This window comes from Pseudomonas sp. WMBT8 (genome assembly GCF_050916005.1).
Classification (GTDB): Bacteria; Pseudomonadota; Gammaproteobacteria; order Pseudomonadales; family Pseudomonadaceae; genus Aquipseudomonas.
On record NZ_CP188096.1, the window covers coordinates 1,788,537 to 1,814,216 of the forward strand.

General features: G+C 60.0%; 27 protein-coding genes. 12 read left to right on the plus strand and 15 right to left on the minus strand.

The genetic code is table 11. The features are described 5' to 3' along the window. Positions 1-297 precede the first annotated feature (297 nt). The gene (locus ACO77H_RS07875) at positions 298-1,761 is read left to right on the plus strand and encodes a glyceraldehyde-3-phosphate dehydrogenase (RefSeq protein ID WP_076961276.1); all 1,464 of its coding nucleotides are present in this window, start codon (positions 298-300) and stop codon (positions 1,759-1,761) included. Positions 1,762-2,047: 286 nt separating this feature from the next. Here the strand turns inward: ACO77H_RS07875 and ACO77H_RS07880 are convergent, their stop codons facing one another. Further along, entirely contained in the window at positions 2,048-3,346 is a 1,299-nt protein-coding gene (locus ACO77H_RS07880; RefSeq protein WP_432755232.1) for an MFS transporter, read from the minus strand. A gap of 263 nt (positions 3,347-3,609) precedes the next feature. Between ACO77H_RS07880 and ACO77H_RS07885 the strand changes: the two genes are divergently transcribed. Further along, positions 3,610-4,623, plus strand: coding sequence for an FAD:protein FMN transferase (locus ACO77H_RS07885; RefSeq protein ID WP_432755233.1), 1,014 nt, complete (start codon positions 3,610-3,612; stop codon positions 4,621-4,623). 190 nt (positions 4,624-4,813) lie between these two features. Continuing rightward, positions 4,814-6,208 (plus strand): Si-specific NAD(P)(+) transhydrogenase, encoded by a 1,395-nt coding sequence (gene sthA, locus ACO77H_RS07890; RefSeq protein ID WP_024074093.1) that lies wholly within the window; start codon positions 4,814-4,816, stop codon positions 6,206-6,208. Positions 6,209-6,250: 42 nt separating this feature from the next. Here the strand turns inward: sthA and ACO77H_RS07895 are convergent, their stop codons facing one another. Beyond that, positions 6,251-6,973, minus strand: a complete 723-nt coding sequence (locus tag ACO77H_RS07895) for a glycerophosphodiester phosphodiesterase (RefSeq protein WP_432755234.1) — start codon at positions 6,971-6,973, stop codon at positions 6,251-6,253. A 43-nt stretch (positions 6,974-7,016) separates the two neighbouring features. Then, complete coding sequence (locus tag ACO77H_RS07900; protein ID WP_170043346.1) at positions 7,017-7,601, minus strand: PilZ domain-containing protein; 585 nt, start codon at positions 7,599-7,601, stop codon at positions 7,017-7,019. Between the two features lie 94 nt (positions 7,602-7,695). Here ACO77H_RS07900 and ACO77H_RS07905 point away from each other — a divergent pair, with 94 nt between their 5' ends. Genes ACO77H_RS07905 through ACO77H_RS07915 form a run of 3 tightly spaced genes read left to right on the plus strand, consistent with a single transcriptional unit; the run spans position 7,696 to position 10,942 of the window. Then, entirely contained in the window at positions 7,696-8,946 is a 1,251-nt protein-coding gene (locus tag ACO77H_RS07905; RefSeq protein ID WP_169954172.1) for a lipoprotein-releasing ABC transporter permease subunit, read from the plus strand. Between the two features lie 7 nt (positions 8,947-8,953). Next, positions 8,954-9,637, plus strand: coding sequence for a lipoprotein-releasing ABC transporter ATP-binding protein LolD (gene lolD, locus ACO77H_RS07910; RefSeq protein ID WP_169954171.1), 684 nt, complete (start codon positions 8,954-8,956; stop codon positions 9,635-9,637). 60 nt (positions 9,638-9,697) lie between these two features. Further along, complete coding sequence (locus tag ACO77H_RS07915; RefSeq protein WP_169954170.1) at positions 9,698-10,942, plus strand: lipoprotein-releasing ABC transporter permease subunit; 1,245 nt, start codon at positions 9,698-9,700, stop codon at positions 10,940-10,942. A 105-nt stretch (positions 10,943-11,047) separates the two neighbouring features. On the opposite strand, the gene ACO77H_RS07920 is transcribed toward ACO77H_RS07915, so the two are convergent. After that, entirely contained in the window at positions 11,048-12,409 is a 1,362-nt protein-coding gene (locus ACO77H_RS07920; RefSeq protein ID WP_432755235.1) for a heavy metal sensor histidine kinase, read from the minus strand. Further along, the gene (locus tag ACO77H_RS07925) at positions 12,409-13,089 is read right to left on the minus strand and encodes a heavy metal response regulator transcription factor (protein ID WP_169954168.1); all 681 of its coding nucleotides are present in this window, start codon (positions 13,087-13,089) and stop codon (positions 12,409-12,411) included. The genes ACO77H_RS07920 and ACO77H_RS07925 overlap by 1 nt, the downstream gene beginning before the upstream one ends. A 154-nt stretch (positions 13,090-13,243) precedes the next feature. Here ACO77H_RS07925 and ACO77H_RS07930 point away from each other — a divergent pair, with 154 nt between their 5' ends. Both ACO77H_RS07930 and queF read left to right on the plus strand, forming a co-directional pair. Next, positions 13,244-13,768 (plus strand): copper-resistant cuproprotein CopI, encoded by a 525-nt coding sequence (locus tag ACO77H_RS07930; protein ID WP_172313154.1) that lies wholly within the window; start codon positions 13,244-13,246, stop codon positions 13,766-13,768. Between the two features lie 66 nt (positions 13,769-13,834). Continuing rightward, on the plus strand, positions 13,835-14,665 hold the full coding sequence (gene queF, locus ACO77H_RS07935) for an NADPH-dependent 7-cyano-7-deazaguanine reductase QueF (protein WP_432755236.1): 831 nt from the start codon (positions 13,835-13,837) through the stop codon (positions 14,663-14,665). 139 nt (positions 14,666-14,804) lie between these two features. Here queF and ACO77H_RS07940 read toward each other — a convergent pair whose 3' ends face one another. After that, positions 14,805-15,071, minus strand: a complete 267-nt coding sequence (locus tag ACO77H_RS07940; RefSeq protein ID WP_076961288.1) for a DUF4404 family protein — start codon at positions 15,069-15,071, stop codon at positions 14,805-14,807. Between the two features lie 110 nt (positions 15,072-15,181). Further along, entirely contained in the window at positions 15,182-15,793 is a 612-nt protein-coding gene (locus ACO77H_RS07945) for an HAD family phosphatase (RefSeq protein ID WP_432755237.1), read from the minus strand. 195 nt (positions 15,794-15,988) lie between these two features. Between ACO77H_RS07945 and ACO77H_RS07950 the strand changes: the two genes are divergently transcribed. Next, complete coding sequence (locus ACO77H_RS07950) at positions 15,989-16,675, plus strand: MlaA family lipoprotein (RefSeq protein WP_432755238.1); 687 nt, start codon at positions 15,989-15,991, stop codon at positions 16,673-16,675. A 59-nt stretch (positions 16,676-16,734) separates the two neighbouring features. On the opposite strand, the gene ACO77H_RS07955 is transcribed toward ACO77H_RS07950, so the two are convergent. Next, entirely contained in the window at positions 16,735-17,031 is a 297-nt protein-coding gene (locus ACO77H_RS07955) for a PilZ domain-containing protein (RefSeq protein ID WP_432755239.1), read from the minus strand. Positions 17,032-17,308: 277 nt separating this feature from the next. On the opposite strand from ACO77H_RS07955, the gene rssB reads away from it, so the two are divergent. Further along, on the plus strand, positions 17,309-18,490 hold the full coding sequence (rssB, locus tag ACO77H_RS07960; protein ID WP_032863287.1) for a two-component system response regulator RssB: 1,182 nt from the start codon (positions 17,309-17,311) through the stop codon (positions 18,488-18,490). Then, positions 18,490-18,972, plus strand: coding sequence for an anti-sigma factor antagonist RssC (gene rssC / locus ACO77H_RS07965; protein ID WP_029293846.1), 483 nt, complete (start codon positions 18,490-18,492; stop codon positions 18,970-18,972). Before rssB ends, rssC begins: the two co-directional genes overlap by 1 nt. A 132-nt stretch (positions 18,973-19,104) precedes the next feature. Here rssC and tal read toward each other — a convergent pair whose 3' ends face one another. Next, on the minus strand, positions 19,105-20,031 hold the full coding sequence (gene tal / locus ACO77H_RS07970) for a transaldolase (RefSeq protein ID WP_169954162.1): 927 nt from the start codon (positions 20,029-20,031) through the stop codon (positions 19,105-19,107). A 242-nt stretch (positions 20,032-20,273) separates the two neighbouring features. Beyond that, the gene (dusA, locus tag ACO77H_RS07975) at positions 20,274-21,284 is read right to left on the minus strand and encodes a tRNA dihydrouridine(20/20a) synthase DusA (RefSeq protein ID WP_432755240.1); all 1,011 of its coding nucleotides are present in this window, start codon (positions 21,282-21,284) and stop codon (positions 20,274-20,276) included. A gap of 103 nt (positions 21,285-21,387) precedes the next feature. On the opposite strand from dusA, the gene ACO77H_RS07980 reads away from it, so the two are divergent. Beyond that, entirely contained in the window at positions 21,388-22,539 is a 1,152-nt protein-coding gene (locus tag ACO77H_RS07980) for a tyrosine-type recombinase/integrase (protein ID WP_432755241.1), read from the plus strand. Here ACO77H_RS07980 and ACO77H_RS07985 read toward each other — a convergent pair. The 5 genes from ACO77H_RS07985 to ACO77H_RS08005 form a co-directional block, all read right to left on the minus strand. Further along, positions 22,514-22,789, minus strand: a complete 276-nt coding sequence (locus ACO77H_RS07985; RefSeq protein ID WP_096143616.1) for a pyocin activator PrtN family protein — start codon at positions 22,787-22,789, stop codon at positions 22,514-22,516. The genes ACO77H_RS07980 and ACO77H_RS07985 overlap by 26 nt on opposite strands. A gap of 2 nt (positions 22,790-22,791) precedes the next feature. Beyond that, positions 22,792-23,088, minus strand: a complete 297-nt coding sequence (locus tag ACO77H_RS07990) for a hypothetical protein (RefSeq protein ID WP_432755242.1) — start codon at positions 23,086-23,088, stop codon at positions 22,792-22,794. A gap of 258 nt (positions 23,089-23,346) precedes the next feature. Beyond that, positions 23,347-25,023, minus strand: a complete 1,677-nt coding sequence (locus ACO77H_RS07995) for a DNA cytosine methyltransferase (protein WP_432755243.1) — start codon at positions 25,021-25,023, stop codon at positions 23,347-23,349. A 2-nt stretch (positions 25,024-25,025) separates the two neighbouring features. Further along, positions 25,026-25,289: a hypothetical protein gene (locus tag ACO77H_RS08000; RefSeq protein WP_432755244.1), complete on the minus strand. Its 264-nt coding sequence runs from the start codon at positions 25,287-25,289 to the stop codon at positions 25,026-25,028. Between the two features lie 58 nt (positions 25,290-25,347). Beyond that, positions 25,348-25,659 carry a hypothetical protein gene (locus tag ACO77H_RS08005; protein ID WP_432755245.1) on the minus strand — a complete coding sequence of 104 codons (312 nt, stop codon included), beginning with the start codon at positions 25,657-25,659 and terminating at the stop codon, positions 25,348-25,350. Positions 25,660-25,680 lie beyond the last annotated feature (21 nt).

Consider the following 25,680-nt stretch of genomic DNA (forward strand, 5'->3'; position numbering starts at 1 on the left):
AACGGCCTGGAGTGCCGCCTGTCAGTTGCTGACTGTGCCTATTACGGTTTGTAGGAAATGTAGTGGCTAAGACAAACAATGCGCGGTTTTGACTCAATATGTAGTGCCGAAATGCACATATGTTTCGGAGGGTTACGGACAAGTCGCCTGGGGCTCTCTCCGAGGGGTTCGCTGGAAGCCGCGTATTTACTGGCCTGTAGCGCGGTGAAAATTATTTGCAAGGGCTTTTGTTGCGTGACGCGCATTGCTCAGGGGGCGGTCGGGCGGCATAATGTAGCCCCTTTTTTCAGCCCCTACATGTGGAAGGTTCCCGTGACTCAGAAGCCCGACCAGTGTCTTGGTGAATGGATCGACCGTGAAGCACTCGCAGAAGCGATGATCCCGCTTATCGGTCAGCTGTACCGCAATAACAATGTGGTGAGCTCGATCTATGGCCGCAGCCTGATCAACCAATCAGTCATCGCGATTCTCAAGGCTCATCGCTTTGCTCGCCATCGTTCTGCCGACGATAGCGAACTCTCCGTCCACGAAACATTCCCTCTGCTTAAAGCCATGAGCGAGCTCAAGCTCGGCGCGGCCTCGGTAGACCTGGGCAAGTTGGCGTTCAAATTCCGCGCCCAAGGCAATGGCCGCAGCGCCGAGCAGTTCGTGCGTGAAGAGCTGGCCGACGTGGTTGGCCAGCAAAATGCCGCGTCCCGCAAAGGTACCGACGTGGTGCTGTACGGCTTCGGTCGTATCGGCCGCCTGCTGGCACGTATCCTGATCGAAAAAACCGGCGGTGGCGACGGCCTGCGCCTGCGGGCCATTGTCGTGCGCAAAGGCGCCGAGAATGACCTGACCAAGCGCGCCAGCCTCTTGCGCCGCGACTCGGTACACGGTTCGTTCAATGGCACCATCACCATCGACGAAGAAAACAACACCATCACCGCCAACGGTAACCTGATCCAGGTGATCTACGCGAAGAACCCGACCGAGGTGGATTACACCCAGTACGGCATCCAGAACGCCTTGCTGGTGGACAACACCGGCGTCTGGCGTGATGCCGACGGCCTGGGCCAGCACTTGGCGTGCCCAGGTATCGACCGCGTTGTGCTGACCGCGCCTGGCAAGGGCAAGCTGAAGAACATCGTTCACGGCATCAACCACAACGAAATCACCGCTGACGACAAGATCGTGTCTGCCGCTTCCTGCACCACCAACGCCATCGTGCCGGTGCTCAAGGCTGTGAATGACAAGTTCGGCATCATCAACGGTCACGTCGAAACCGTTCACTCGTACACCAACGACCAGAACCTGATCGACAACTTCCACAAGGGCGATCGCCGTGGCCGTAGCGCCGCGCTGAACATGGTGATCACCGAGACCGGTGCTGCCACCGCTGCTGCCAAGGCCCTGCCTGAGCTGGCCGGCAAGCTGACCGGTAACGCGATCCGTGTACCTACGCCGAACGTGTCGATGGCCATTCTCAACCTCAACCTTGAGAAAGCCGCCACCCGTGAAGAGATGAACGAGTACCTGCGCTACATGGCGCTGCACTCCGATCTGCATAAGCAAATCGACTTCGTCAATTCCCAGGAAGTGGTGTCCACCGACTTCGTTGGCTCGCGCCACGCCGGTGTGGTCGATGCTGAAGCGACCATCACCCAGGATAACCGCGTTGTACTGTACGTCTGGTACGACAACGAATTCGGTTACAGCTGCCAGGTGGTGCGCGTGATGGAAGACATGGCTGGGGTCAACCCGCCGGCGTTTCCGCGCTAAGCATTAGCGGTAGATGAAAAAGCCCCGACTGGTTCGGGGCTTTTTTGTGTCTGGGGGATTGTGATGGATTTGAAGGCCTCATCGCGGGCAAGCCCGCTCCCACAGTTTGATTTGCGAATACATTCAAATGTGGGGGCGGGCTTGTCGGATCGCCGCATCGCCGCGAAGACGTCGGCCCAGCAAACATGGATGTTGACTGACCCACTGCTTTCGCGAGCAAGCCCGCTCCCACAGGGGATCTGCGCTTAACTGACTGGCATTAGGGCTTGCCCGCGATAGCGATCTATCAGGCCCCACCGACTACCGAAGCCTGTGCAGTGCTCAGTTCATGCCGATTCCCCTTGAACAGCACTAGGGTCGCAATCAACCCCAGCACCGCCGCCCCACTGAGCCAGATCCCCGGCGCTGCCTTGTTATCCAGCACATGGATCAGGTAAGTGCAGGCGGCCGGGGTAAAGCCGCCAAAGGTTGCGGTCGCCAGGCTGTAGGCCAGGGAGAAGCCGGTGGTGCGGACTTCCACCGGCATGATTTCGGTCAGTGCAACGACCATGGCGCCGTTATACGAGCCATACAGGAAGGACAGCCACAACAGCACGATCAGCAGGTGGCTGAAACTCGGATTGACCACCAGCCACGACAACGCCGGGTATGCCGTGAGAATCGCCAGAATCGTCGCGCCGAGCAGTAAGGGTTTGCGGCCGATCTTGTCGGACACGGCGCCCATCACCGGCAGCCAGATAAAGTTGGAAATGCCCACGCACACGGTGACCAATAGCGCATCCAGGTCCGACAGGTGCAACTCGGCTTTGCCAAAGGTCGGTGTGTAGGCAGTGATCAGGTAGAACGACACGGTGGTCATCACCACCAGCGCCATGCCTGCCACGACGATGCCAAAGTTCTGACCAATGGAACGGATGATTTCCTGCAGGGTAGGGCGGTGTTTGCGCGCCTGGAACTCAGGCGTTTCTTCCAGGGAGCGGCGAATCACGAAGATCACCGGCACGATCAGGCAGCCGATCAGGAACGGCACGCGCCAGCCCCATTCGCCCATTTCCTCGGGGCTTAGCCAATGGTTCAGGCCTACGCCCAGCAGGCCGGCGAAGACCACGGCGGCTTGCTGGCTGGCGGACTGCCAACTGACGAAGAAGCCCTTGCGCCCCGGCGTGGCGATTTCTGCCAGGTACACCGAAACCCCGCCCAGCTCGACACCCGCGGAGAAGCCTTGCAGCAACCGGCCAAGCAGCACGATCAGCGGCGCGGCCACCCCGAGCGTGGCGTAGCCGGGCACGCAGGCGATCAACACCGTACCGGCGGCCATCATGGCCAGGGTGATCACCAGGCCTTTTTTACGGCCATGGCGGTCGATGTAGGCACCGAGAAAAATCGCCCCCAGCGGGCGCATCAGGAACCCGGCACCGAAGGTCGCCAGGGACAACATCAGGGAGGCAAAGGCGCTGTCGGCAGGGAAGAAGGTCTTGGCGATGGCCGTGGCGTAGAAGCCGTAGACCATGAAGTCGAACATTTCGAGGAAGTTACCGCTGACAACGCGAAAGATCGCCTTGCCTTTGCCCGTGGTGCTGGACATGTCATTTACTCAACTGGCTATCTTGTTGGAAATCCCTGGTTGTTGTTCGTCCGTGCTGCAGAATCTGGGCGCGCGGTGGCGCCAAAGAGTTTTGTAACCATATGTGTATCCGTGTTGCCGAGCAACAAAAACCGTTAGCACGCTGGCTATTTGCCGCAAGTGGTCCTGAGCAGGCGACGACATGCCGCATAATGGCTCGCCCGGGAAATATGCTTGAGTGCGGCATCATTTTGGTTTTCAGCAGCGAGAAGGTTGTGTGGCTTATGGGCGGTTTGCGATACGTAGTGGTGGGCGCTGCACTGGCGATCCTGGCGGGCTGCGGTAAGGGTGAGCCCGTGGAGGTTTTTGGCGGCCCGACCATGGGCAGCACTTATTCGATCAAGTACGTCCGCACCCCCGGTACGCCGGCGGCCAGTGCTGTACAGCCGCAAGTCGAGCGCATCCTTGCCGAGGTCGACCGGCAGATGTCGACCTATCGTAGCGATTCCGATATCGAGCGTTTCAACGACTTGCCGGACAACCGCTGTCAGGCGATGCCCGAATCGATCCTGCGGTTGGTGCGCACAGGCGAGCAACTGTCCCAGGCCAGTGGCGGCGCTTTTGACCTGACGGTCGAGCCGCTGCTGAACCTGTGGGGTTTTGGCCCCCAGGCGCGCCAGGTAAAAGTCCCGGAGCCCATGGCGCTGGCCCTGGCGCGCCAGCGGGTCGGCCATCAACACCTGCGTATCGACGCTGGCCAGTTGTGCAAGGATGCGGCGGTACAGGTGGACTTCAACAGCATCGCCGCCGGCTACACGGTGGACCGGATTGCCGAGCGGCTTGATCAGTTGGGCATTGAGCGGTACCTGGTCGAAGTGACCGGCGAGCTCAAGGCCGCCGGGCGCAAACCTGACGGTACGCCCTGGCGTGTGGCCCTGGAGGAGCCCCGCGATGACCAGCAGGTCGCTGAGCGCGTTATCGCAGTGGACGGCTTTGGCGTGTCTACTTCAGGTGACTATCGCAATTATTTCCAGCAGGATGGTCGCCGCTATTCCCACACCCTCGATGCGCGAACCGGTGCGCCGATCACCCATCACCTGGCGTCGGTCACGGTGCTGGAGGCTTCGGCGTTGATGGCCGATGGCTTGTCGACGTTGCTGCTGGTGCTGGGGCCTGAAGAAGGCTGGGACTATGCAGAAAAACACCAGATCGCGGCGTTTTTTGTGATGCGAGAGGGGGATGCTTTCGTCACACGCAGCAACAAAGCGTTCGAACAACTGACGGCGGTCAAGCCGTAATCAATACTGTGTAGTAAAGGCAAAACTGGCCTACGACGCGACCAAGGGTTAATGTGCGCGGCGTTGAGCCTTATATAGACTGTGCCCCGGCTCACACACCTGAGCCTATTTGATCCTTCATGACCGCTGGCCGCGGCATGATTTAGCCAGGCGCCCAACCGTGCGCCCTGGCCTGTTCTGAGGAGTACGCATGGCTGTCTACAACTACGACGTGGTGGTACTGGGTTCTGGCCCAGCTGGAGAAGGTGCGGCGATGAATGCCGCCAAAGCAGGACGCAAGGTGGCGATGGTCGATAGCCGTCGTCAGGTCGGCGGTAACTGCACCCACCTGGGCACCATCCCGTCCAAGGCCTTGCGTCACTCGGTGCGCCAGATCATGCAGTTCAACACCAACCCGATGTTCCGGGCCATTGGTGAGCCGCGCTGGTTCTCGTTCCCGGATGTGCTGAAAAGCGCCGAGAAAGTCATTTCCAAGCAAGTCGCCTCGCGTACCGGCTACTACGCCCGTAACCGTGTCGACCTGTTCTTCGGCACCGGCAGCTTCGCCGACGAGCAAACCGTCGAAGTGGTCTGCGCCAATGGCGTGGTCGAAAAACTGGTGGCCAAGCACATCATCATCGCCACTGGCTCGCGCCCGTATCGCCCGGCCGATATCGATTTCCACCACCCGCGTATCTACGATAGCGACACCATCCTTAGCCTGGGCCACACCCCACGCAAACTGATCATCTACGGCGCCGGCGTGATCGGCTGTGAATACGCCTCGATCTTCAGTGGCCTGGGTGTACTGGTGGAGTTGGTGGACAACCGTGACCAGTTGCTGAGCTTCCTCGACTCGGAAATCTCCCAGGCGTTGAGCTACCACTTCAGCAACAACAACATCACCGTGCGCCACAACGAGGAATACGATCGCGTTGAAGGCCTGGACAACGGAGTGATCCTGCACCTCAAGTCCGGCAAGAAGATCAAGGCCGACGCCTTGCTCTGGTGCAACGGCCGTACCGGCAACACCGACAAGCTGGGCATGGAAAACATCGGGGTCAAGGTCAATAGCCGTGGCCAGATCGAGGTGGATGAGAACTACCGCACCTGCGTCACCAATATCTATGGTGCCGGCGATGTGATCGGCTGGCCGAGCCTGGCCAGTGCCGCCCACGACCAGGGCCGTTCTGCCGCTGGCAGCATTGTCGACAACGGCAGCTGGCGTTACGTCAACGACGTGCCGACCGGGATCTACACCATTCCCGAGATCAGCTCCATCGGCAAGAACGAGCACGAGCTGACCAAGGCCAAGGTGCCTTACGAAGTGGGCAAGGCGTTTTTCAAGAGCATGGCGCGTGCGCAGATCGCCGGCGAGCCGCAAGGCATGCTGAAGATCCTGTTCCACCGCGAGACGTTGGAAGTGCTCGGCGTGCACTGCTTCGGCTACCAGGCCTCGGAGATCGTGCACATCGGCCAGGCGATCATGAACCAGCCGGGCGAGCAAAATACCCTGAAGTATTTCGTCAACACCACGTTCAACTACCCGACCATGGCTGAAGCCTATCGGGTAGCGGCCTACGACGGCCTCAACCGGCTTTTTTGAGCGGCTCCGGCCGGTGGCCTGAGCCGGCCGGGGAGACCGATTTCAGTAATTCCCGAGAGTGGCAGTGGCCAAACCGGGAAAGTCTGTAATCAGGCTATCTACGCCGAAGTCGGCGAGCCTGCGCATCAGCGCGGGTTCGTTGACTGTCCACACGGACACGTGCAGCCCCTGGCGCTGGGCCTTGGCCAGGCGTTCAGGGGTACACAACGTCCAGTTCAACGCCAAAATCTCACAGCCATAGTTCTGCGCGACCTTCAGCGGGTCGAGCCAGGCGTATTCGGCCACCAGTCCACGGGACAGGTCCGGCGTCAACTCCAGGGCAGCCTTCAACACTTCCCGCGAGCTTGAGGTCACGGTGACCTTGTCCAGCAAGCCAAAGCGCTGGGCCATTTCGCGGATCGCCAGCACAGTGGTCGCGGCGCGGGTGCGCGAGGCGCTCTTGACTTCCAGTTGCCAGTGATCGAAGTCGCACTTCTCGAACAGCTCTTCCAGGCGCGGGATCGGGCAGGGGCTGACCCAGCCCGGGCCGCCGTTGCGCGCGTCCATCCTCACCAGGTCGGCGGCGGCATATTCCACCACCTTGCCGCGCCGGTCGGCGGTACGCTTGAGGGTTGGGTCGTGGATTACCATCAGCTCGCCGTCCATGGACAGGTGCAAGTCCAGCTCGCAACGGCGCACGCCGTGCTTGAGGCATTGCTGGAAGCTGGTCAGGGTGTTTTCCGGTGCTTCGCCTTTAGCGCCGCGGTGGCCATAAATCAGGGTCACAGTTGCTCCTTTTCGCCAGGTGTATGGCTGGATAAATATCAAATCAGGTGTCTTGGCCGTCGCTTTGTTCCCGGGCCAGGCGCCGTTCCTGGGCCTGTTTTTGCAATATATAGCGCGCCAGCAACTGGCGCTGGGCGTCGGTCATGGATTCGAATTCGGTGCCCACGTCAAAACCATCGCCCTTTGGATCGCAGTGGGTGACCTTGGCCCGTAACAACAGGCCCAGCGCCTGGGGCATCAGCACCAGCTTGACTGCCAGGTGGCTGCCCGGCGCGAGCACCGTGGGGTGCTGGAAGTCGATACCGCCTTCGGAAATGATCACCGGCTGCGGCGCACCGATTTCGCCCAGCAGGCTTTGCGCCATGACTTGGCTGAGCAGGTCCATGCGTTTGTTCTGCACCTTGAGGAAGGCGGCGAGGGTGCGGTCGCGCTCGCCGAGCTGGCGCAGCAGGTGCTGGGACTCGAATTCGCTCAGGTGCAGTTCACTGAGCAGGTTGAACAGCGGGGAATCATCCAGCAACACTTCCTTGCTCGCCGCTTGCGGGGCCGACAGGCTTTTGATTTGGAGTGCGATCATGTCGTCGATACGGTAGTATTCGCGGCGATCTTCTTCATCTAATGTCGTCATGGCGAACCCCAGGTAACGGTAATGGTCTGAGTGTAAAGCTGCTTACCAGACCCCGCCACCGGGACGTCTTCTTTTCCTCCGAACAAGCCCCGACATGTTCAGACCTCTCTTCGTATTTATCGGCACGCGTTATACCCGTGCAAAGCGTCGCAATCATTTTGTGTCGTTCATTTCCCTGACCTCCATGATCGGACTCGCCCTGGGCGTTGTCGTGATGATCGTGGTGCTATCGGTGATGAATGGCTTCGATCATGAGATGCGCACCCGCGTGCTGGGCATGGTGCCCCACGCGACCATCGAGTCCGGCGAGCCCCTGGGTGACTGGCAAGGCCTGGCCGACAAGGTCAAGCAGAACCCCAAGGTGCTGGCCGTCGCGCCATTTACCCAGATGCAGGGCCTGCTGACCAACGACGGCAAGGTGCAGAAAGTCCTGCTCAATGCCATCGACCCGGCGCAGGAGCGCAAGGTCTCGATCATTGACCAGTTCATGCAGCAGGGCCAACTCGATGCCCTTACGCCTGGCAGCTTCGGCATCGTGATTGGCGACCGGGCGGCAGCCAAGCTGGGCGTGGCTATCGGCGACAAGCTGACGTTTGTCGCCCCCGAGGTCACGGTGACCCCGGCCGGGATGTTCCCGCGCATGAAGCGCTTTACCGTGGTCGGCATCTTTCATGTCGGCGCCGGCGAGATCGATGGCTTCCTCGGCCTGACCAACCTCACCGACCTGGCCCGCCTGCATCGCTGGAAGCCGGACCAGGTGCAGGGCCTGCGCCTGAAATTCAACGACTTGTTCGAAGCGCCGCGCGGCGCTTGGGAAATTGCCCAGCACCTGGGTGAAAGCCAGTACTACGCCCGCGACTGGACCCGTACCCACGGCAATCTGTACCAGGCGATCCGCATGGAAAAAGCCATGATCGGCCTGTTGTTGCTGCTGATTGTCGCCGTGGCCGCGTTCAACATCATCTCCACCCTGGTGATGGTGGTGAACGACAAGAAGGGCGATATCGCCATCCTGCGTACCCTTGGCGCCACGCCGGGGCAGATCATGGCGATTTTCATGGTCCAGGGCACGGTGATTGGCGTGGTCGGCACCTTGATCGGTACGGCGGTGGGGATTTTTGCCGCGCTGAACGTCAGCGCCGCCATCGCCGGCGTCGAAACCCTGATCGGCCACAAGTTTCTCAACGCCGACGTCTACTTCATCGACTATTTGCCATCCCAGGTGCAGAGCCAGGATGTGCTGATGGTCGGCGGCGCCGCGTTGGTCCTGAGTTTCCTTGCCACCCTATATCCAGCCTGGCGCGCGGCACGTACCCAGCCGGCGCAGGCTTTACGCTATGAGTGAATCGGGCATGAGTGAAAAAGCAATCCTGAGCTGCCGCAACCTGGGCAAATCCTACGAGGAAGGCCCGGAATCGGTAGTGGTGCTGTCCAACCTGCAACTGGAACTGCATCCCGGCGAGCGCGTGGCGATCGTCGGCAGTTCCGGCTCCGGCAAAAGTACCTTGCTCAATCTGTTGGGCGGCCTTGATACGCCGTCCCACGGCAGCGTGTGGCTGGCCGGTGAAGAGCTCTCGGCGTTGAACGAGAAGGCCCGTGGCCAGTTGCGCAACCGCTCCCTGGGCTTTGTGTACCAGTTCCACCATTTGCTGCCAGAGTTCACCGCCCTGGAAAACGTGTGCATGCCGCTCTTGATCGGCAAGACCGCGATCCCGCAGGCGCGCCAGCGTGCCACGGCGTTACTGGAGCGCGTCGGCCTTGGCCATCGCCTGGAGCACAAGCCTTCAGAGTTGTCCGGTGGCGAGCGCCAGCGTGTGGCGATTGCCCGCGCCCTGGTGAACAACCCAGGCCTGGTGATGCTCGACGAGCCGACCGGCAACCTCGACTCCCACACCGCCCAGGGCATCAAGGACTTGATGCTGGAGCTGAGCACCCAGATGCGCACCGCGTTCCTGGTGGTGACCCATGACATGAGCATGGCCCGGCAGATGGACCGCGTGTTGCACCTGCAGGAAGGTCATCTGGTCGCCATCTGACCTGTTTCAAGCCCGGGCGCCTGTGCCTGGGTTTTCTTTTTTTTCAGGCGGTGCAAGCGAATGTTCAGACCGTTATCGATTTTTATCGGCGCGCGCTATACCCGCGCCAAGCGCCGCAACCGTTTTGTCTCGTTTATTTCGATGACCTCGATGATCGGCCTCGCCCTGGGCGTGCTGGCGATGATCGTGGTGTTGTCGGTGATGAACGGTTTCCAGCGGGAAATGAGTTCACGCATTCTGGGCATGGTGCCGCACGCCACCATCGTCGGCGTAAACCCGATCAGCGACTGGCAGCCCGTGGCCGCCGCCGCCCTGAAAAACCCCGAAGTGACCGCCGCCGTGCCGTTCACCGAGATGGAGGGCATGCTGTCCTACAAGGGTTCGATGCAGCCGATCCAGATCAGCGGGATCGACCCGGCGCAGGAAGGCAAGGTCTCCATCGTCACCCAGCATATCGTCCAGGGGAACCTGGCAGACCTGCAGCCGGGTGAGTTTGGCGTGGTGATCGGGGAAATCACCGCACGCCGTTTCCGCCTGAATGTGGGTGACAAGCTGACATTGATCGTCCCGGAAATCAGCACGGCTCCCGGCGGCATTACTCCGCGTATGCAGCGTTTGAATGTGGTCGGTGTGTTCAAGGTCGGTGCCGAGCTGGACGGCTCGATGGCCCTGATCCACGTCGCCGATGCCGCGCAGATGCTGCGTTGGCAGCCCAACCAGGTGCAAAGCGTGCGCCTGGCGGTCAAGGACCTGTATGCGGCGCCCAAGGTTTCGGCAGACATCGCCAGTGGGCTGGGTGCGGCCTACAAGGCCGATGACTGGACCCATACCCAGGGCAGCCTGTTCAGCGCGATGAAGATGGAAAAGACCATGATCGGCCTGTTGCTGCTGATGATCGTCGCCGTCGCGGCCTTCAATATCATCGCCACGCTGATCATGGTGGTGAACGACAAGGGCGCGGACATCGCGATCCTGCGCACTATCGGCGCCACGCCACGGCAGATCATGGCGATCTTCATGGTCCAGGGCACGGTGATCGGTATTGTCGGCACTCTGATTGGCGGCGTGCTGGGGGTGATAGCCGCGCTCAACGTCAGTGAGCTGGTGGGCTGGATGGAGCGTGTGACCGGGCAGCATATCTTCAGTTCGGACGTGTATTTCGTCAGCAACCTGCCATCGGAGCTGCAAGGTGGCGATGTGCTGCTGATTTGCAGCGCGGGGTTTGTGTTGAGCTTTTTGGCGACGATCTACCCGGCGTATCGGGCGGCGAAGATCGAGCCGGCGCATGCCCTGAGATATTCGTAGGTCTTGAGATCGCTATCGCAGGCAAGCCAGCTCCCACATTTGACGGTGTTCGCAAATCAACATGTGGGAGCGGGCTTGCCCGCGATGAGGCCCGCCCAGCTTGCCTCAAACCCCCTGTGGCAACTCAATCACAAACCGCGTCCACCCCGGTTGTGATTCACAGAAAATCCTCCCCCCATGCGCCCGCACAATCGACTGGGTAATCGCCAACCCCAGCCCCGCATGCTCACTGCTGCCTTCATGCCGAGCCGGATCTGCGCGGTAGAACCGGTCAAACAGCTTGGGCAGCAGCCCTTGGGGAATCCCGGTCCCGGTGTTTTCCACACTTAGTGTCACGCCCTGGGCGTTTTCGCTGATCCTCACCCGTACTTCGCCACCCGGCGGGGTAAAGCGCACGGCGTTGTCCAACAGATTGGAAAACGCCCGGCGCAGCATGCTGCGGTCACCGGCGGCACTGGCGCTGCCGTCGCGCAGCAGGTTGACCTGGGCGTCCTCGGCCAACGGCGCGAAGAACTCCAGCAAGGCATCCACCTCGTCGGCCAGGGCCAGGTGTTCGCGTTTGGGGTTGAGCAAACCGTGGTCGGCCTTGGCCAGGTACAGCATGTCGTTGACCAGTTGGGCCATCCATTGCAGCTCTTCCAGATTGCTGTGCAGCGCTTCGCGGTAGTCTTCCAGCGGCCGGGGTTGGGTGAGGATCACCTGGGTCTGGGTCAGCAGGTTGGATAACGGTGTGCGCAGTTCGTGGGCGATATCGGCAGAGAACGCCGATAGCCGCTGGAACGCATCATCGAGGCGGCCAAACATCGCATTGAAGGCCTGGGCCAGTTCCGCCAGTTCGGCGGGCATCTGTTCCTGGGGCAGGCGCTGGGTCAGGGAGTGAGCGCGGATATTGCTGGCCACTTCGGTCATTCGCCGCAGGGGCCGCAGCCCGCTGCGCGCGGCCCAGGCGCCAAGGAGCGCGGTCGCCAGGGCGGACAGGCCGACTGTCAGCCAGATCAGGTGTTGCATGCGTTGCAGGAAGTGCTGGTGATGGGTGATGTCGAGCATCAGGACCAACTGCGCAGAACCGGGCTGGGCGGGGTTCAACGCAGCGTTGTACACCCGGTAGCTGGTGCCGGCGCTTTGCAGGCTGTGCAGGCCGGGCGCGGTGGGCAGGTCGACGGGGATGCGCGGCGCGCTGTCAAACCAGCGCTGGCCGTCGGCGGCGTTGACGCGCACGGCCAGGTCCGGTTGATGGCTCAGTTCGTCTGTCAGTGCGGCCACGCGTTGGGCGAACAGCGCCGGGGTGTCGGCGCCTTGCAGGGCACTGCGCAGGGCCAGCAGCTTGCTGTCGAGCAATTGCTGGTCGAGTTCGATGAAGTGCTTTTCGCTGGCCTGGCTGAACAATACGCCTGCCAGCAGCGAGACCACGGCGGTGCAGCCGGCAAACAGCAGGGCCAGGCGGCTGGCCAGGGAGAGGCGTTTCATCAACTGAATCGCTCTTCCAGCACATAGCCCATGCCGCGCACGGTGTGGATCAGCTTGTTGGGGAAGCCGTCATCGATCTTCAAGCGCAGGCGGCGGATGGCCACTTCGATGATATTGGTGTCGCTGTCGAAATTCATGTCCCAGACCTGGGAGGCGATCAGCGACTTGGGCAACACTTCGCCCTGGCGGCGCAGGAGCATTTCCAGCAGGGCGAACTCCTTGGCGGTGAGGTCGATACGCTGGCCGCTGCGCTCCACGCGGCGCCGGATCAGGTCCAGGCGCAGGTCGGCCAGGTGCAGGTTGGTTTCCTGGGGTGTGCTGCTGCCGCGGCGCAACAGGCTGCGCACCCGGGCCAGCAGTTCGGAGAACGCGAATGGCTTGACCAGGTAGTCGTCAGCGCCCAACTCCAGGCCGTGGACCCGATCTTCCACCGCATCCCGTGCCGTCAGGAACAGCACCGGGATTTCCAGGCCGGCACTGCGCACCGCCTGCAGGATCTGCCAGCCGCTGCGGCCCGGCAGCATCACATCGAGAATCAGCAAGTCGTAGTCACCCGTCAGCGCCAAGTGCTGGCCGGTGGTGCCGTCGGCCACCAGTTCGGTATTGAACCCGGCTTCGGCCAGGCCCTGGCGCAGGTATTGGCCGGTTTTGGGTTGGTCTTCGACGATCAGCAGTTTCATAGGCAACTCATGACGGGGTAGCAGCGGGCTTTATACCGTGCGCGCCGGTGGGCTGGCGCAACCTGACAAAGTTGTAATCTAGCAGTCAGGGAACTGGCAGCGGTGCATTATTAGAGTGTCCCACAGGCTGGTCTTATACCTTTGGAGGATAAACATGTTTTTGCGTAAATCTGGGTGGCTGGCAGGTTGCTTGATGATGTTGAGCGTCCCGGCGCTGGCCGATGGCGCTCACACGTTTGCCTTTGGCGAGGCGGCGCCGGCGACCAAGGCCACTCGTACGGTGGAAGTGGTGCTGCAGGATATTTCCTTTGCACCCACCTCACTTGATGTAAAGGCCGGTGAGACGGTGCGCTTTGTGCTGGTCAACAAGGGGCAGTTGCTGCATGAGTTCAACCTGGGTGACGCAAGCATGCATGCCGATCACCAGAAAGAAATGCTCAAGATGCAAGCCAGTGGCATGTTGACCTCCACCGGCATGGGCCAGATGGATCACGCGGCGATGGGCCATGGTGATATGGGTGGCATGAAGCATGACGATCCCAACAGCGTGCTGGTGGAGCCAGGCAAGACCGCGCAATTGACCTGGACCTTCAGCAAGGCTGGGGCCCTGGAGTTCGCTTGCAACCTCCCCGGGCATTACCAGGCGGGGATGGTCGGCAAGCTGACTGTTGCCCCCTGACGCGCGGGTTAAGGCCGGGAGCAAAGGCTGGTAGACTGGCGGGGTTTATTTAGCCAGGTTTCCGCCATGCATCCCGCAGCCGAACATTCGCCGCTGGGCAAGTCCAGTGAATACATCTCCACTTACACCCCTTCATTGCTGTTCCCTATCCCTCGCGCCGCCAAATGGGCCGAGCTGGGCCTCACCGCCCAGACGCTGCCTTACAAGGGCGTGGATTTCTGGAACTGTTTTGAACTGTCCTGGCTGCTGCCGTCTGGCAAGCCGGTGGTGGCTATCGGTGAGTTCAGCATCCCGGCTGACTCGCCGAACATCATCGAGTCAAAGTCCTTCAAGCTCTACCTCAACTCGTTGAACCAGACGCCGTTTGCCGATGTGTCCAACCTTGAGGCGACCTTGCGTGCCGACTTGAGCGCGGCGGCCGGCAAACCCGTGGGTGTGCGCATCCGCAGCCTGGCCGAGGTGGAAGACGAAGGCGTGGTGCACCTGCCGGGGGTGTGCATCGATGACCTGGATATCAGTGTCAGCAACTACGAGCATCCGCGTCCGGAATTGCTGCGTTGCGATGATTCCCGTGTGGTGGAGGAGAGCGTGCACAGCCACCTGCTCAAGTCCAACTGCCCGGTGACCAGCCAGCCGGACTGGGGCAGCGTGGCGGTGGAATACCGTGGCGCGGCGCTGGACCATGCGAGCCTGTTGGCATACCTGGTGAGCTTCCGCCAGCACTCGGACTTTCATGAGCAGTGCGTGGAGCGGATCTTTCTCGACCTGCAGCGGTTGCTCAAGCCGCAGAAGTTGACGGTGTATGCGCGGTATGTGCGTCGCGGTGGGTTGGATATCAACCCCTATCGCAGTACCGAGGCTGTGCAGTTCCAGAACCTGCGCCTGGCTCGCCAGTAAGCTTTACACCACACAAATGTGGGAGCGGGCTTGCTCGCGATAGCGGTGTTTCAGTCAATATCTTCGGTGACTGGCACTCCGTTATCGCGAGCAAGCCCGCTCCCACATTTTTTGGTTCTGGGTTTGGCCTGGATGCGGATTAGATCCCGATATTGCCCAGGGTCACCACAATATTGCGCAATGTCCCGGCTATGCCCGGATGCTCCAGCTCGAAGCGTTCTACAGCCAGGTTGACACCGTCGGCAAGGCTGGGGTTCTGAGTGGCAGGTTCTAGTTCCAGTTGCACTTCAAACTTGGCAATCAACGCTTCCAGCGCTTCGCGTTTTTCCAGCGACAGAGGCGGGTCCTGGTTCAATTGCTCGCGCAGGATGGAAACCTGTTCTTGCAGTTTTTCGCGGGCAGGCATGGCGTTCTTCCTTTTATCAATAGGCACTGGCATAGACCACGGCACGCCGAGAAAGGTCTACGGGACGACCTGTAGATTAATCCACTGGCGGCGACTGTGCATGATCTTGATCAGGGCTTCTCGCCTTTGAGCCGGCGCAGGCCGATGTCCGCCAGGCAGGTGCCCAGTTCACCCAGGTGATCAATCACCGAGTGCACGCCAAGCCCGTACAGCGCGACGGTGGCCTTGGCGCGCTTGTGTTCGCGTGCCTGTTCGTCCAGCGCTTGCCATTGGCCAGGGGAGAGCCCGCAGAGGGAGCCGCAGGACGCCAGGCCAATCGTCCAGAGCCCAGCGTTGAGCCCTGATTGCAGCAGCCGCGGCTCACCACTGACCAACACGCAGCCATCCAGGTGTGCGATGTTCAACTCCATCAACGCTTGCCAGCAGGCATGGGGCGCAGGCCAGGGGGCGGTCGCAGGGCGAGAGCCATGCACCCAGCCGGGCAGAGCTGCGGCCAACGGCGTGGTGACGGCGCAAGGCAACTCATCCAGCCAGGCGCAGGGGGTGCCTTGGGTGTTGAGCCATTGCAGGATATTCAGGGCACCAGGGGTGGCCAGGGTTTCGGCTGCGGGGACGGTGTTGGCGTGGGCCGTGGAACCGAAGTCCACCAGGCAACCACTGAGCCCAAACAACACGGCGGTCAGGGAAGGGGCGTTGTCTGCAACGATCTGGGGGTGGGGCATTTCGACGTCCCTGAAAATAGCTGTGACGCTATCGGAGGTCCGTGACAGGCAGATGACACCTGATGAGATTGTAGGGAATTTGTACATTTTCTGAATGACAATTCCGTCAAGCTGCCTAATCCTACACTTCCGTCATATACTGCCGCCTTATTCAGGGCATAGCGCCCATGACAGATCATTCAAGGAGTTCAAGCTATGCGCTGGAGCCAGTGTCTTGCTCAACTATCGGTATGTGCCAGTGTCCTGCTGGTGCCTTTCGCCGTCCAGGCTGCAGAAGAAGATCCGTGGGAGAGCATCAACCGCCCGATCTTCACGTTCAACGACACCGTTGATACCTATGCACTGAAGCCATTGGCCCAGGGCTACCAGTTCATCACCCCGCAATTTGTCGAAGACGGTATCCACAACTTCTTCCGCAATATCGGCGATGTGGGCAACCTGGCCAACAACGTGCTGCAACTCAAGCCGCATCAGGCCGGTGTCGATACCGCGCGCTTGCTGGTCAACACCACGTTTGGCGTGCTGGGCTTGGTTGATGTCGGCACCAAAATGGGGCTGCAGCGCAGCGATGAAGACTTTGGCCAGACCCTCGGTTACTGGGGCGTGGGCAGCGGTCCGTACGTGATGCTGCCGCTGCTGGGCCCGAGCACCCTGCGTGATGCACCGTCCAAGTATGTCGACAGCTACACCGAACCCTACCGCTACATGAACGACATTCCTACGCGCAACAGCGCCATGGGCCTGGATATCATCGATACCCGCGCCAGCCTGCTGTCGGCTGAAAAGCTGATCAACGGCGACAAATACACCTTTATTCGCAATGCCTACCTGCAGAACCGCGAGTTCAAGGTCAAGGACGGCAATGTAGTGGATGACTTTTAAGGTTAAACCTTGAATGAAAAAGGCGGCCCTTGAGGCCGCCTTTTTTGTGTGCATTGATTTCAGTACATCGTGAGGATTTTCAGGCCCAGGTGTTGGTCGTTGCCTTCTTTCCTGGCCCAGACCACCTCGGTGTCCGCCTCAAGGCCCTTGAGCGCGGCGTGTTCTGAGTCGATGCGCACCTTCAGTTGGTCGCCAACGTTGAACGGATGCTGCGCCTGGACCTGCATGCCAGAGCTGGAGAGGTCCAGACAGACCCCGGCAATCTCTTGCCCGGCATGGATCAGCGACACGTCCGCCTCCACCCGCATGCGGATGAAATCGCGCTTTTCTGCGTAGTCACATTCATTTGCGCTCATAGCTTTCATCCTTCCATTGCGTTGTGGTTTTGCCTGTTCTTATAACTCCCGGTGATTTGCGATGTAAAGACGCCCAGCGACCATCGGCATGAGCTTGAAACCCCTGGCGGATGGGAGTACCGTCTGCGCCTTAGAAGGGCAACTCTGCTTTACCTTTGTGCGTGGGCCAACAGCTCATGTTTTGTAGGACAGAGAGGCTAGAAAGCGAATCCAGTAGTGCGAGCCGGGCCATTGCCTGACTGCCTACGCCAACCTAATTCTGGCGCCGTTTGCCCACATGCAAAAAACCAGTGCCACGCTGCTGATAATCGATGACGACGAAGTAGTGCGCGCGAGCCTCGCGGCCTATTTGGAAGACAGTGGCTTCAGCGTCCTGCAGGCCGGCAATGGTCTTCAGGGTCTCCAGGTGTTCGAGCGCGACCAGCCCGACCTGGTGATCTGCGACCTGCGCATGCCCCAGATGGGCGGCCTTGAGCTGATCCGCCAGGTGACCGAGCTTGCCCCGCAGACGCCGGTCATTGTCGTGTCGGGTGCCGGAGTGATGAACGACGCCGTGGAAGCCTTGCGCCTGGGCGCCGCCGATTACCTGATCAAGCCCCTGGAAGACCTGGCCGTCCTGGAACACTCGGTGCGCCGTGCACTGGACCGTGCCCGCCTGCTGCTGGAAAACCAGCGCTACCGCGAAAAGCTCGAAACCGCCAACCGTGAACTCGAGGCCAGCCTCAACCTGCTCCAGGAAGACCAGAACGCCGGTCGCCAGGTGCAGATGAACATGCTGCCGGTCAGCCCCTGGAGCATCGACGAGTTCCAGTTTGCCCACCAGATCATCCCTTCATTGTATTTGTCGGGTGATTTTGTCGACTATTTTCGCGTTGATGAGCGCCGTGTCGCGTTCTACCTGGCCGACGTCTCCGGGCACGGCGCATCTTCTGCATTCGTGACTGTGTTGTTGAAGTTCATGACCACACGGCTGTTGTTCGAATCCAAGCGCAACGGCACTTTGCCGGAGTTCACTCCCTCGCAAGTGCTGGGCCACATCAACCGGGGCCTGATCAGCTGCAAGCTGGGCAAGCACGTGACGATGGTGGGCGGCGTGATTGATGAAGAAACGGGTCTTTTGACTTACAGCATTGGCGGTCATCTGCCATTGCCGGTTTTATACACTCCAGACAGTGTGCGTTATCTGGAAGGGCGTGGTCTGCCGGTGGGTTTGTTCAACGAAGCCACCTATGAAGATCACATCCTGGAACTGCCACCGGCCTTCAGCCTGACGCTGATGTCCGATGGCATCCTGGACCTTCTTCCAGAGCCTACACTCAAAGAGAAAGAAGCCGCCTTGCCCCAACGGGTAAGGTCGGCGGGCGGCAGCCTGGATGGCCTGCGGCAGGTTTTTGGATTGGCCACGCTAGGGGAGATGCCGGATGATATCGCCCTATTGGTGTTGAGCAGGAATCTTTGATGAGTACCGGAAGAATCCAATTCGCCGAGCAAGACGGGACCTTCGTCCTGAAGTTTGTCGGTGAAGTGCGCCTGACCTTGTGTTCGGCGCTGGATGCAACGATTGAGCGGATTTTCACAGCCTTGAATTTCTCGGCGATCGTGATCGATCTGACCGAAACCCGCAGCATCGATAGCACAACCCTTGGGCTGTTGGCCAAGTTGTCCATTCTGTCGCGGCAGAAGGTTGGACTGCTGCCGACCGTCGTCACCACACACGAAGACATCACCCGGCTGTTGCAGTCGATGGGTTTCGACCAGGTGTTCAACATCGTCGATCGCCCGATCCCCTGTCCGGAATGCCTGACCGACTTGCCTTCCCAGGACCAGTCCGAGGAAGTGGTGCGGCTCAAGGTGCTGGAAGCGCACAAGATCCTGATGGGCCTGAACGAATCCAACCGCGAGGCGTTTCACGACCTGGTCAACGCCCTGGAGCGTCACTGATCTCACTGTTGAGCAAGGTCAAAATGCAGGAGCTGGCTTGCCTGCGATAGCGCCAGCCCAACCACCCATATTGAGCGGGTACAAAAAAGGGCGGCATCCCAAAGATGCCGCCCTTTTTGCCGCGCTCGCTTTTTACAGCTTGGCGCTCAACAACGCCTCCAGCTTCTCCTGATCCCGGGCAAACTGACGAATCCCCTCAGCCAGCTTCTCAGTGGCCATCGCATCTTCGTTGGACTCCCAACGGAACTGCGCCTCGGTCATATGCACGCGAGGTTCGCCGGCGTGGCCTGGCGCCAACTTGCGCTCGAGCTTGCCATTGTCGGCCGCCAGCTTCTCCAGTAAGTCCGGGCTGATGGTCAGGCGGTCGCAACCGGCCAACTCCTCGATCTGGCTCAGGTTGCGGAAGCTCGCGCCCATCACCACGGTCTTGTAGCCATTGGCCTTGTAGTAGTTGTAGATGCGGGTGACCGACTGCACGCCTGGATCATCGGCGCCGATGTAGTCGTTGCCGTTGGCCTTTTTGTACCAGTCGTAGATACGACCGACAAACGGTGAAATCAGGAACACCCCGGCTTCCGCGCAGGCCACGGCCTGGGCGAAGGAGAACAACAGGGTCAGGTTGGTCTGGATGCCTTCCTTTTCCAGTTGCTCGGCGGCACGAATGCCTTCCCAGGTGGACGCGATCTTGATCAGCACGCGGTCGCGGCCAATACCTGCCTTTTCGTACAGGTCGATCAGACGATGCGCACGCTTGAGTACCGCGTCAGTGTCGAACGACAGGCGCGCATCCACCTCGGTGGAAATGCGTCCTGGCACCACTTTCAGGATCTCCTGGCCCACAGCCACCGCAAAGCGGTCACTGGCCAGGCCCACATCACCGTTGCAATCCTGCACGCAGGCATCCAGCAACTTGGCGTAGCCTGGAATTGACGCAGCCTTGAGCAAAAGGGAAGGGTTGGTGGTGGCATCCTGTGGCTTGACGCGAGCGATAGCTTCAAAATCGCCGGTGTCGGCAACTACAGTGGTGAATTGCTTGAGTTGTTCCAGCTTGGAAGTCATGGGCGTGCTCTGTCCTATGGGTCTGATGACATTACCCGAGGGTTGCTAGCCGCTCAAGGGTGCAAATGCGTTCGATCGTTTGCGAGGGCAACAACCTGAAAACAGCCGTTTGAATGACCGGCCGTGCTGCTAGATAGGAGGGCAGAATCGCCATCAGGTTCCGCCTGCACCGCGATCAAAATGTGGGGCTGGCCCGCGATAGCGCTGGACCAGTCGTCCAATCAACCGACTGACCCGCTCCGTCAGTGGCCCTCCAGCAACGCCCCAGCCTGATCCAACAAAGCCAACGGATCGCTGGCCTTATGAATATCCACCGACAACAACTGCCGAAACCTGCGCGCCCCCGAAAATCCGGTGCCCAACCCCAACACATGCCGCGTAATGTGATGCATCGCCCCACCAGTGGCCAGGTGCTCGGCGATATAAGGCCGCAACTTCGCCAACGCCTCGGCCCGACTGATCACCGGCGCCGTACTGTCAAACAGCCGCTGATCCACTTCTGCCAGCAAATACGGATTGTGATAAGCCTCACGCCCCAGCATTACCCCATCAAACACCTGCAAATGCTCTTCGCATTGCTCCAGCGTCTTGATCCCGCCATTGAGAATAATCTCCAACTCGGCAAAATCCCGCTTCAATTGCGCCGCTACGTCATAACGCAACGGCGGAATGTCCCGATTCTCCTTGGGCGACAACCCCTCCAGAATCGCAATCCGCGCATGCACTGTAAAACTGGTGCAACCCGCGTCTTTCACCTGCCCGACGAAATCACACAACTGGGCATAACTATCCCGGCCATTAATCCCGATACGGTGCTTGACCGTCACCGGAATCGACACCGCATCACGCATCGCCTTTACACAGTCCGCCACCAGAGCGGGGTGCCCCATCAGGCACGCGCCGATCATATTGTTCTGCACCCGGTCGCTGGGGCAGCCGACGTTCAGGTTCACTTCGTCGTAGCCTGCATCCTCGGCCATGCGGGCACAGGCAGCCAAATCGGCTGGAACACTGCCACCCAGTTGCAACGCCAGTGGGTGCTCGGCCTCGTTGTGACGCAGGAAACGTTCGTGGTCACCGCGGAGGATGGCGCCGGTGGTGACCATTTCGGTGTAGAGCAGGGCGTGCTTGGAGAGGAGACGTAGGAAAAAGCGGCAGTGGCGGTCGGTCCAATCCATCATAGGTGCAACGCTAAAGCGCCGAGACAGTGCGGGGCTTGATTCTGCTGGGCTAAAGCTCTGTTTATCTAGCATTTTACTCAACGTGTTCTTGGCGTGTTTTAGGGCGTTTTCAGGCGTTTTTCAAGGCTCGGTGGTACGATGTACCACCTCAAAACTGACGCGTACCACTTTCGATATGGCGACTATCAGGGCAAGAAAACTGGCGGATGGGACTGTGAGCTATACGGCTCAGATCCGCATCAAGCGCGACGGAGTGCAAGTCTACCAAGAGAGCCAGACCTTCGCCCGGAAACAGGCAGCCCAGGCGTGGACGCGCAAGCGCGAATCGGAGCTGGACCAGCCTGGTGCTATCGAGCGGGCGAGCCGGCAGGGCGTCACCGTCAAAGAAATGATCGAGCAGTACCTGCGGGAAGTGGAAAAGGCCCGGCCGTTGGGCAAAACCAAGAAGTTCACGCTCGAAGCCATCGGTAAGATGGATATCGGCAAACTGAACGATACCGACGTTACCACCCAATGCCTGGTCGACTTCGCCCTCTGGCGAATGAGCCGAGAGGGTGGCGGGGTTCAGCCACAAACCGCTGGCAACGACTTGGCGCACCTCGGCGCTGTCCTGGCCATCGCCAAAGATGCCTGGGGCTATCAGGTCGATCCGCTCGCCATGGGCGGCGCCAGGCGTGTGCTGCGCAAGCTGGGCTACAACCTGAAAAGCCGGGAGCGTGACCGCCGGCCGACCTTGGACGAGTTGGGAAAGGTGCTGATGCACTACCAAGCCATGCAGGCCAGGCGCCCGACCGCCATCAATATGTTGAAAGTCGTGGGGTTTGCCCTGTTCTCCACACGCCGCTTGGATGAAATAACCCGTATTCGCTGGGCGGATGTCGACGAGCCTGGTCAACGGGTGCTGGTGCGCGATATGAAGAATCCCGGCCAGAAGATTGGCAACGATGTTTGGTGTTTCCTGCCGGATGAGGCATGGCAGATCCTCCGGACAATGCCAAAAGCTGGCGACGACATATTCCCCTACAGCCCTGAATCAATCTCGACGTCCTGGGCGAAAGCCTGCAAATTCCTGGAAATTGCAGATCTTCACTTTCATGACCTTCGCCATGAAGGTGTGAGCCGCCTGTTTGAAATGGACTGGGATATCCCGCGTGTGGCGAGTGTTTCCGGGCACCGGGATTGGAACTCTATGCGGCGATACACCCACCTGCGTGGCAAGGGTGACCGATATGTTGGCTGGGAATGGCACGAGAAAATATTGAGGGCGCCCGTCCAACTGGGCGCCGCATCAATGAAGTGGCTCAAACGGCGGGTTTTAACCCGTTGAGTTGGTTGTGCTCTTTTACCGCGGCGGCGCGCTGTAGGTCGAGGTAGACGGCCAGGTCGGTGATGTGGACGCCCTTGGCAGACTTCTGACTCGGCTCCAGGCGGGTAATTGGCAGCTTGATCTGACCACTCATCACCTTGCGCTGGAACATGTCCGGTGTCAGGTGTGTGAAGTAATCCCGACACACCAACTCCAGCGAGATAATCGCTTGGCCGTCGTATTGGGCCATAAGAATGAAGGCTGTGTTCATAGCTAAACTCCCGGACGGCCTTTGAAGGCAAGCCAAATGTAGTGGCGACCTTTGGCGGTAACCTTGATTTTTCCCGACTGCTTGTTCCAGTTGATCAGGCGAAGCTCTTGCAGAATTGTGGTAAGCGTGTGCCCCTGGTGCCAGCCGGCCAGTGCTTTAATGCACCCCTGGGCCAATAGGCCACGGTAGTCGTTGTGCCCGAAGTTGGTACCCTGGAATGTCACCAGCATCTGTTCATCAGTCACAAGGTCGGTGATGGCGTTAACAGCTGGGTCACGCCGGTAGCATTTATGTGTCATTGCTATCCCCTCACATCCGAAACGATTGATGAATGAACGCCGGCTTGGCTTGATGCCTAACGCTTTGCTCGCTGTCCGGCTGGACCTCGCACACAAATCGGTGTCGATTACGGTTGGGCGCCGTCAGGGCCTCGGTCAGGCCTGGCACTGCACCGATGCATTGTTCGTATGCATCTGGTCCCTGCCAGAGTTGAGCCGGCAACACCTGGCAATCTGTGCGGGTTGCGTCTGAGCACAGGTACAGCAGGAGAAGGACGTTCATAGCGCTACCTCCCGCTGTGCCACGCTCAGGGCAATCGCTACCGGCTGCACCCAAACCGGCATGCTGTTGAGCATGAAAGTTTCTCCGGACTGGGCCAGCAACAAGGTGGTGCCCATCACATGGGCGATTGCTTCGGCTGCGGCCGGTGGAACTGCGTTCCCGATCCGCTCGCGCCAGGCCTGGTCGCTCAGTCCTTCCAGCTCAAACCATTCCTCAGGCTCAACCAGGCTTTGCAGTGCGGCCAGCTCCAGCGTGGTGAATGGCCGGTGCCATGTGCCGTCGAGGCTTTCGATAACGCAGGTCAGCCGCTCGTTGGCTTCTGGCATGCGGGGATCTGCAACAGACCAGCGCCCATTGTCCTGGCGGGCGCTGGCTGAAACCGCGCCGCACTGGTCGCTCCAACCCACAACCCCGTAATGGCCGCCGGTTAGGTAGGCATCGCCCTTGGTGCGCTTCATGCCTGGGCGTGGGTCTTGAACAGCGAAAGCGCCCTGGCCGGTGGTGCTGCCAGAAATTACCGTGCGCGAGGTGCCGTCCCACTGGGCCACGTTGTACTTGGCGTGCCCAATGCCAGGGTCGCGGGGGTCAGCAACGCTGAATGTCCCTTGCCCGGGTGACTTGACGCCGATCACTGCACCGCTCGTCTCATCCCAACGGCGGACACCGTACTGCTGGTATTGCAGGGCGCCGGCCCTGGCCCGTGGATCCGCTACCGAGAACTTGCCATTGGTTGGGCCGCTACGTGCGGCGACGGTACCGGCGGTTTCGTTCCAGTCATGCATACCCAGGAAGCCGTCACGGAATTGCGGAACGATGACCAGGTCGCGCAGGTAGCCGTCCTCGATCGCTAAGTCGTTCAGGCAGCGCCAATCCTTGCCAGCCTCGACAAGGGCGAGGCGAACCCACGTTTTCCATTGCAGCGCCGGAAGTCGATGCATTGGACCTGCGGCGGCAACATCACCAGCCATTGGCATGCGGCCGAGGATCGAACCAACAGACTTGAGCGTCTTTTTCTCTGGCTCGTACAGGAAGGGCGGCACCTTCTCGATGTGCCTGGCCACGAGCAAGAAACGCTTACGGCTCTGGGCCAGGCCACCGATAACACCGCAATCGTGCGTGGTTTCTGCAACTGCATAACCGTAGTGGTTCAGCAGCTTGTTGATCTGGTCCAGCAGGTGCCGGCCACGGGTGGCCAGGCGCGGTACGTTCTCGAAAACGATCAACGATACCGGGTCATCCTTCCAGGCTTCACACATCAACCACACGCAGCGTAGCGTCAGTTCGTTGAGGGCCTGGTATTTCGGGGTCAGGCTCATTGTTTCGGATAGCAAGCCCGAGGCGCCTTTGCAGGGGCTGGAGATAAACACCGCATCTGGGCGCTCGTAACCGGCAGCCTTGCGTACATCGTCGGGGCCAGCCTCAACCCAACCAGGCGATGGTGGCTTGCCGTGAAACGCGGTGTACATGCTGAGGGTGAACAGATCCATCAACGTGCCAGAAACACCAGACAGCCGCTGGAAGTCGCGCAACCCGGCCGGGTCAACATCAATGCCACCGATGCACTGCCACTCGGCCTGCATGTTGCCCACCACGGGCTTGGCGTTGTTGAACCCTTTGGCGCCGCCGCCGAGGCCGCAGCAGAAGTGAAAATGCTTAAAAACACGCTTAAGCATGGTCACTGCCCTCCCATGAGCATGCGTGTCAGCGCGTTGGGCTTACCGTCAGGCGTCAGCTTGTCGAGTGGTTGGGTGGTGCTACGACCGTTTGAGGTACGCAAGGTGGCGACGTTGCCAGCGATCCTTGTGATCACGCCTGTACGAGCTCTGAGACGGTATTCCCGACCTCCACCGCTCATTGCGACATAACTGACCTTGTCGCCGACGGCGAGTGGGGTTGTGGTAGCCTCTACAGTGCCGCCTTGGGGTTGATTCACTTGCATGGTGCTTCTCCTTTGGGTGGTCGGTGTCGAGGGGTTGCAGCCCCTCGACACCATCTTCTTACTGGCCTTCGCCGATTGGGTTTTGCTTGCGCACGAGGTGCAGCAGCAGGTTTTCAAACTCGACAACTTCATCTGTCGCGGATTGCCATTCCAGGACTGCCTGGATCTGTTCCCGGCTGCACTCCAGCACCAGTATTTCTTTATCGCCTACGGCACGAACCTCCAGGATTGCGACCAGCCCGGCAGGGTCGTAGGCTTCAGCGTGAACAATTTTCCCGGACTCGTTAAACCAGGCTTTCAGCTCTTTCAAATGCCGAAGGCGGTTGGTTTCCCCCTCCTTGCCGTCACCGGTGATTACTTGTATGTGCATGGTGCTTCTCCTTTGGGTGGA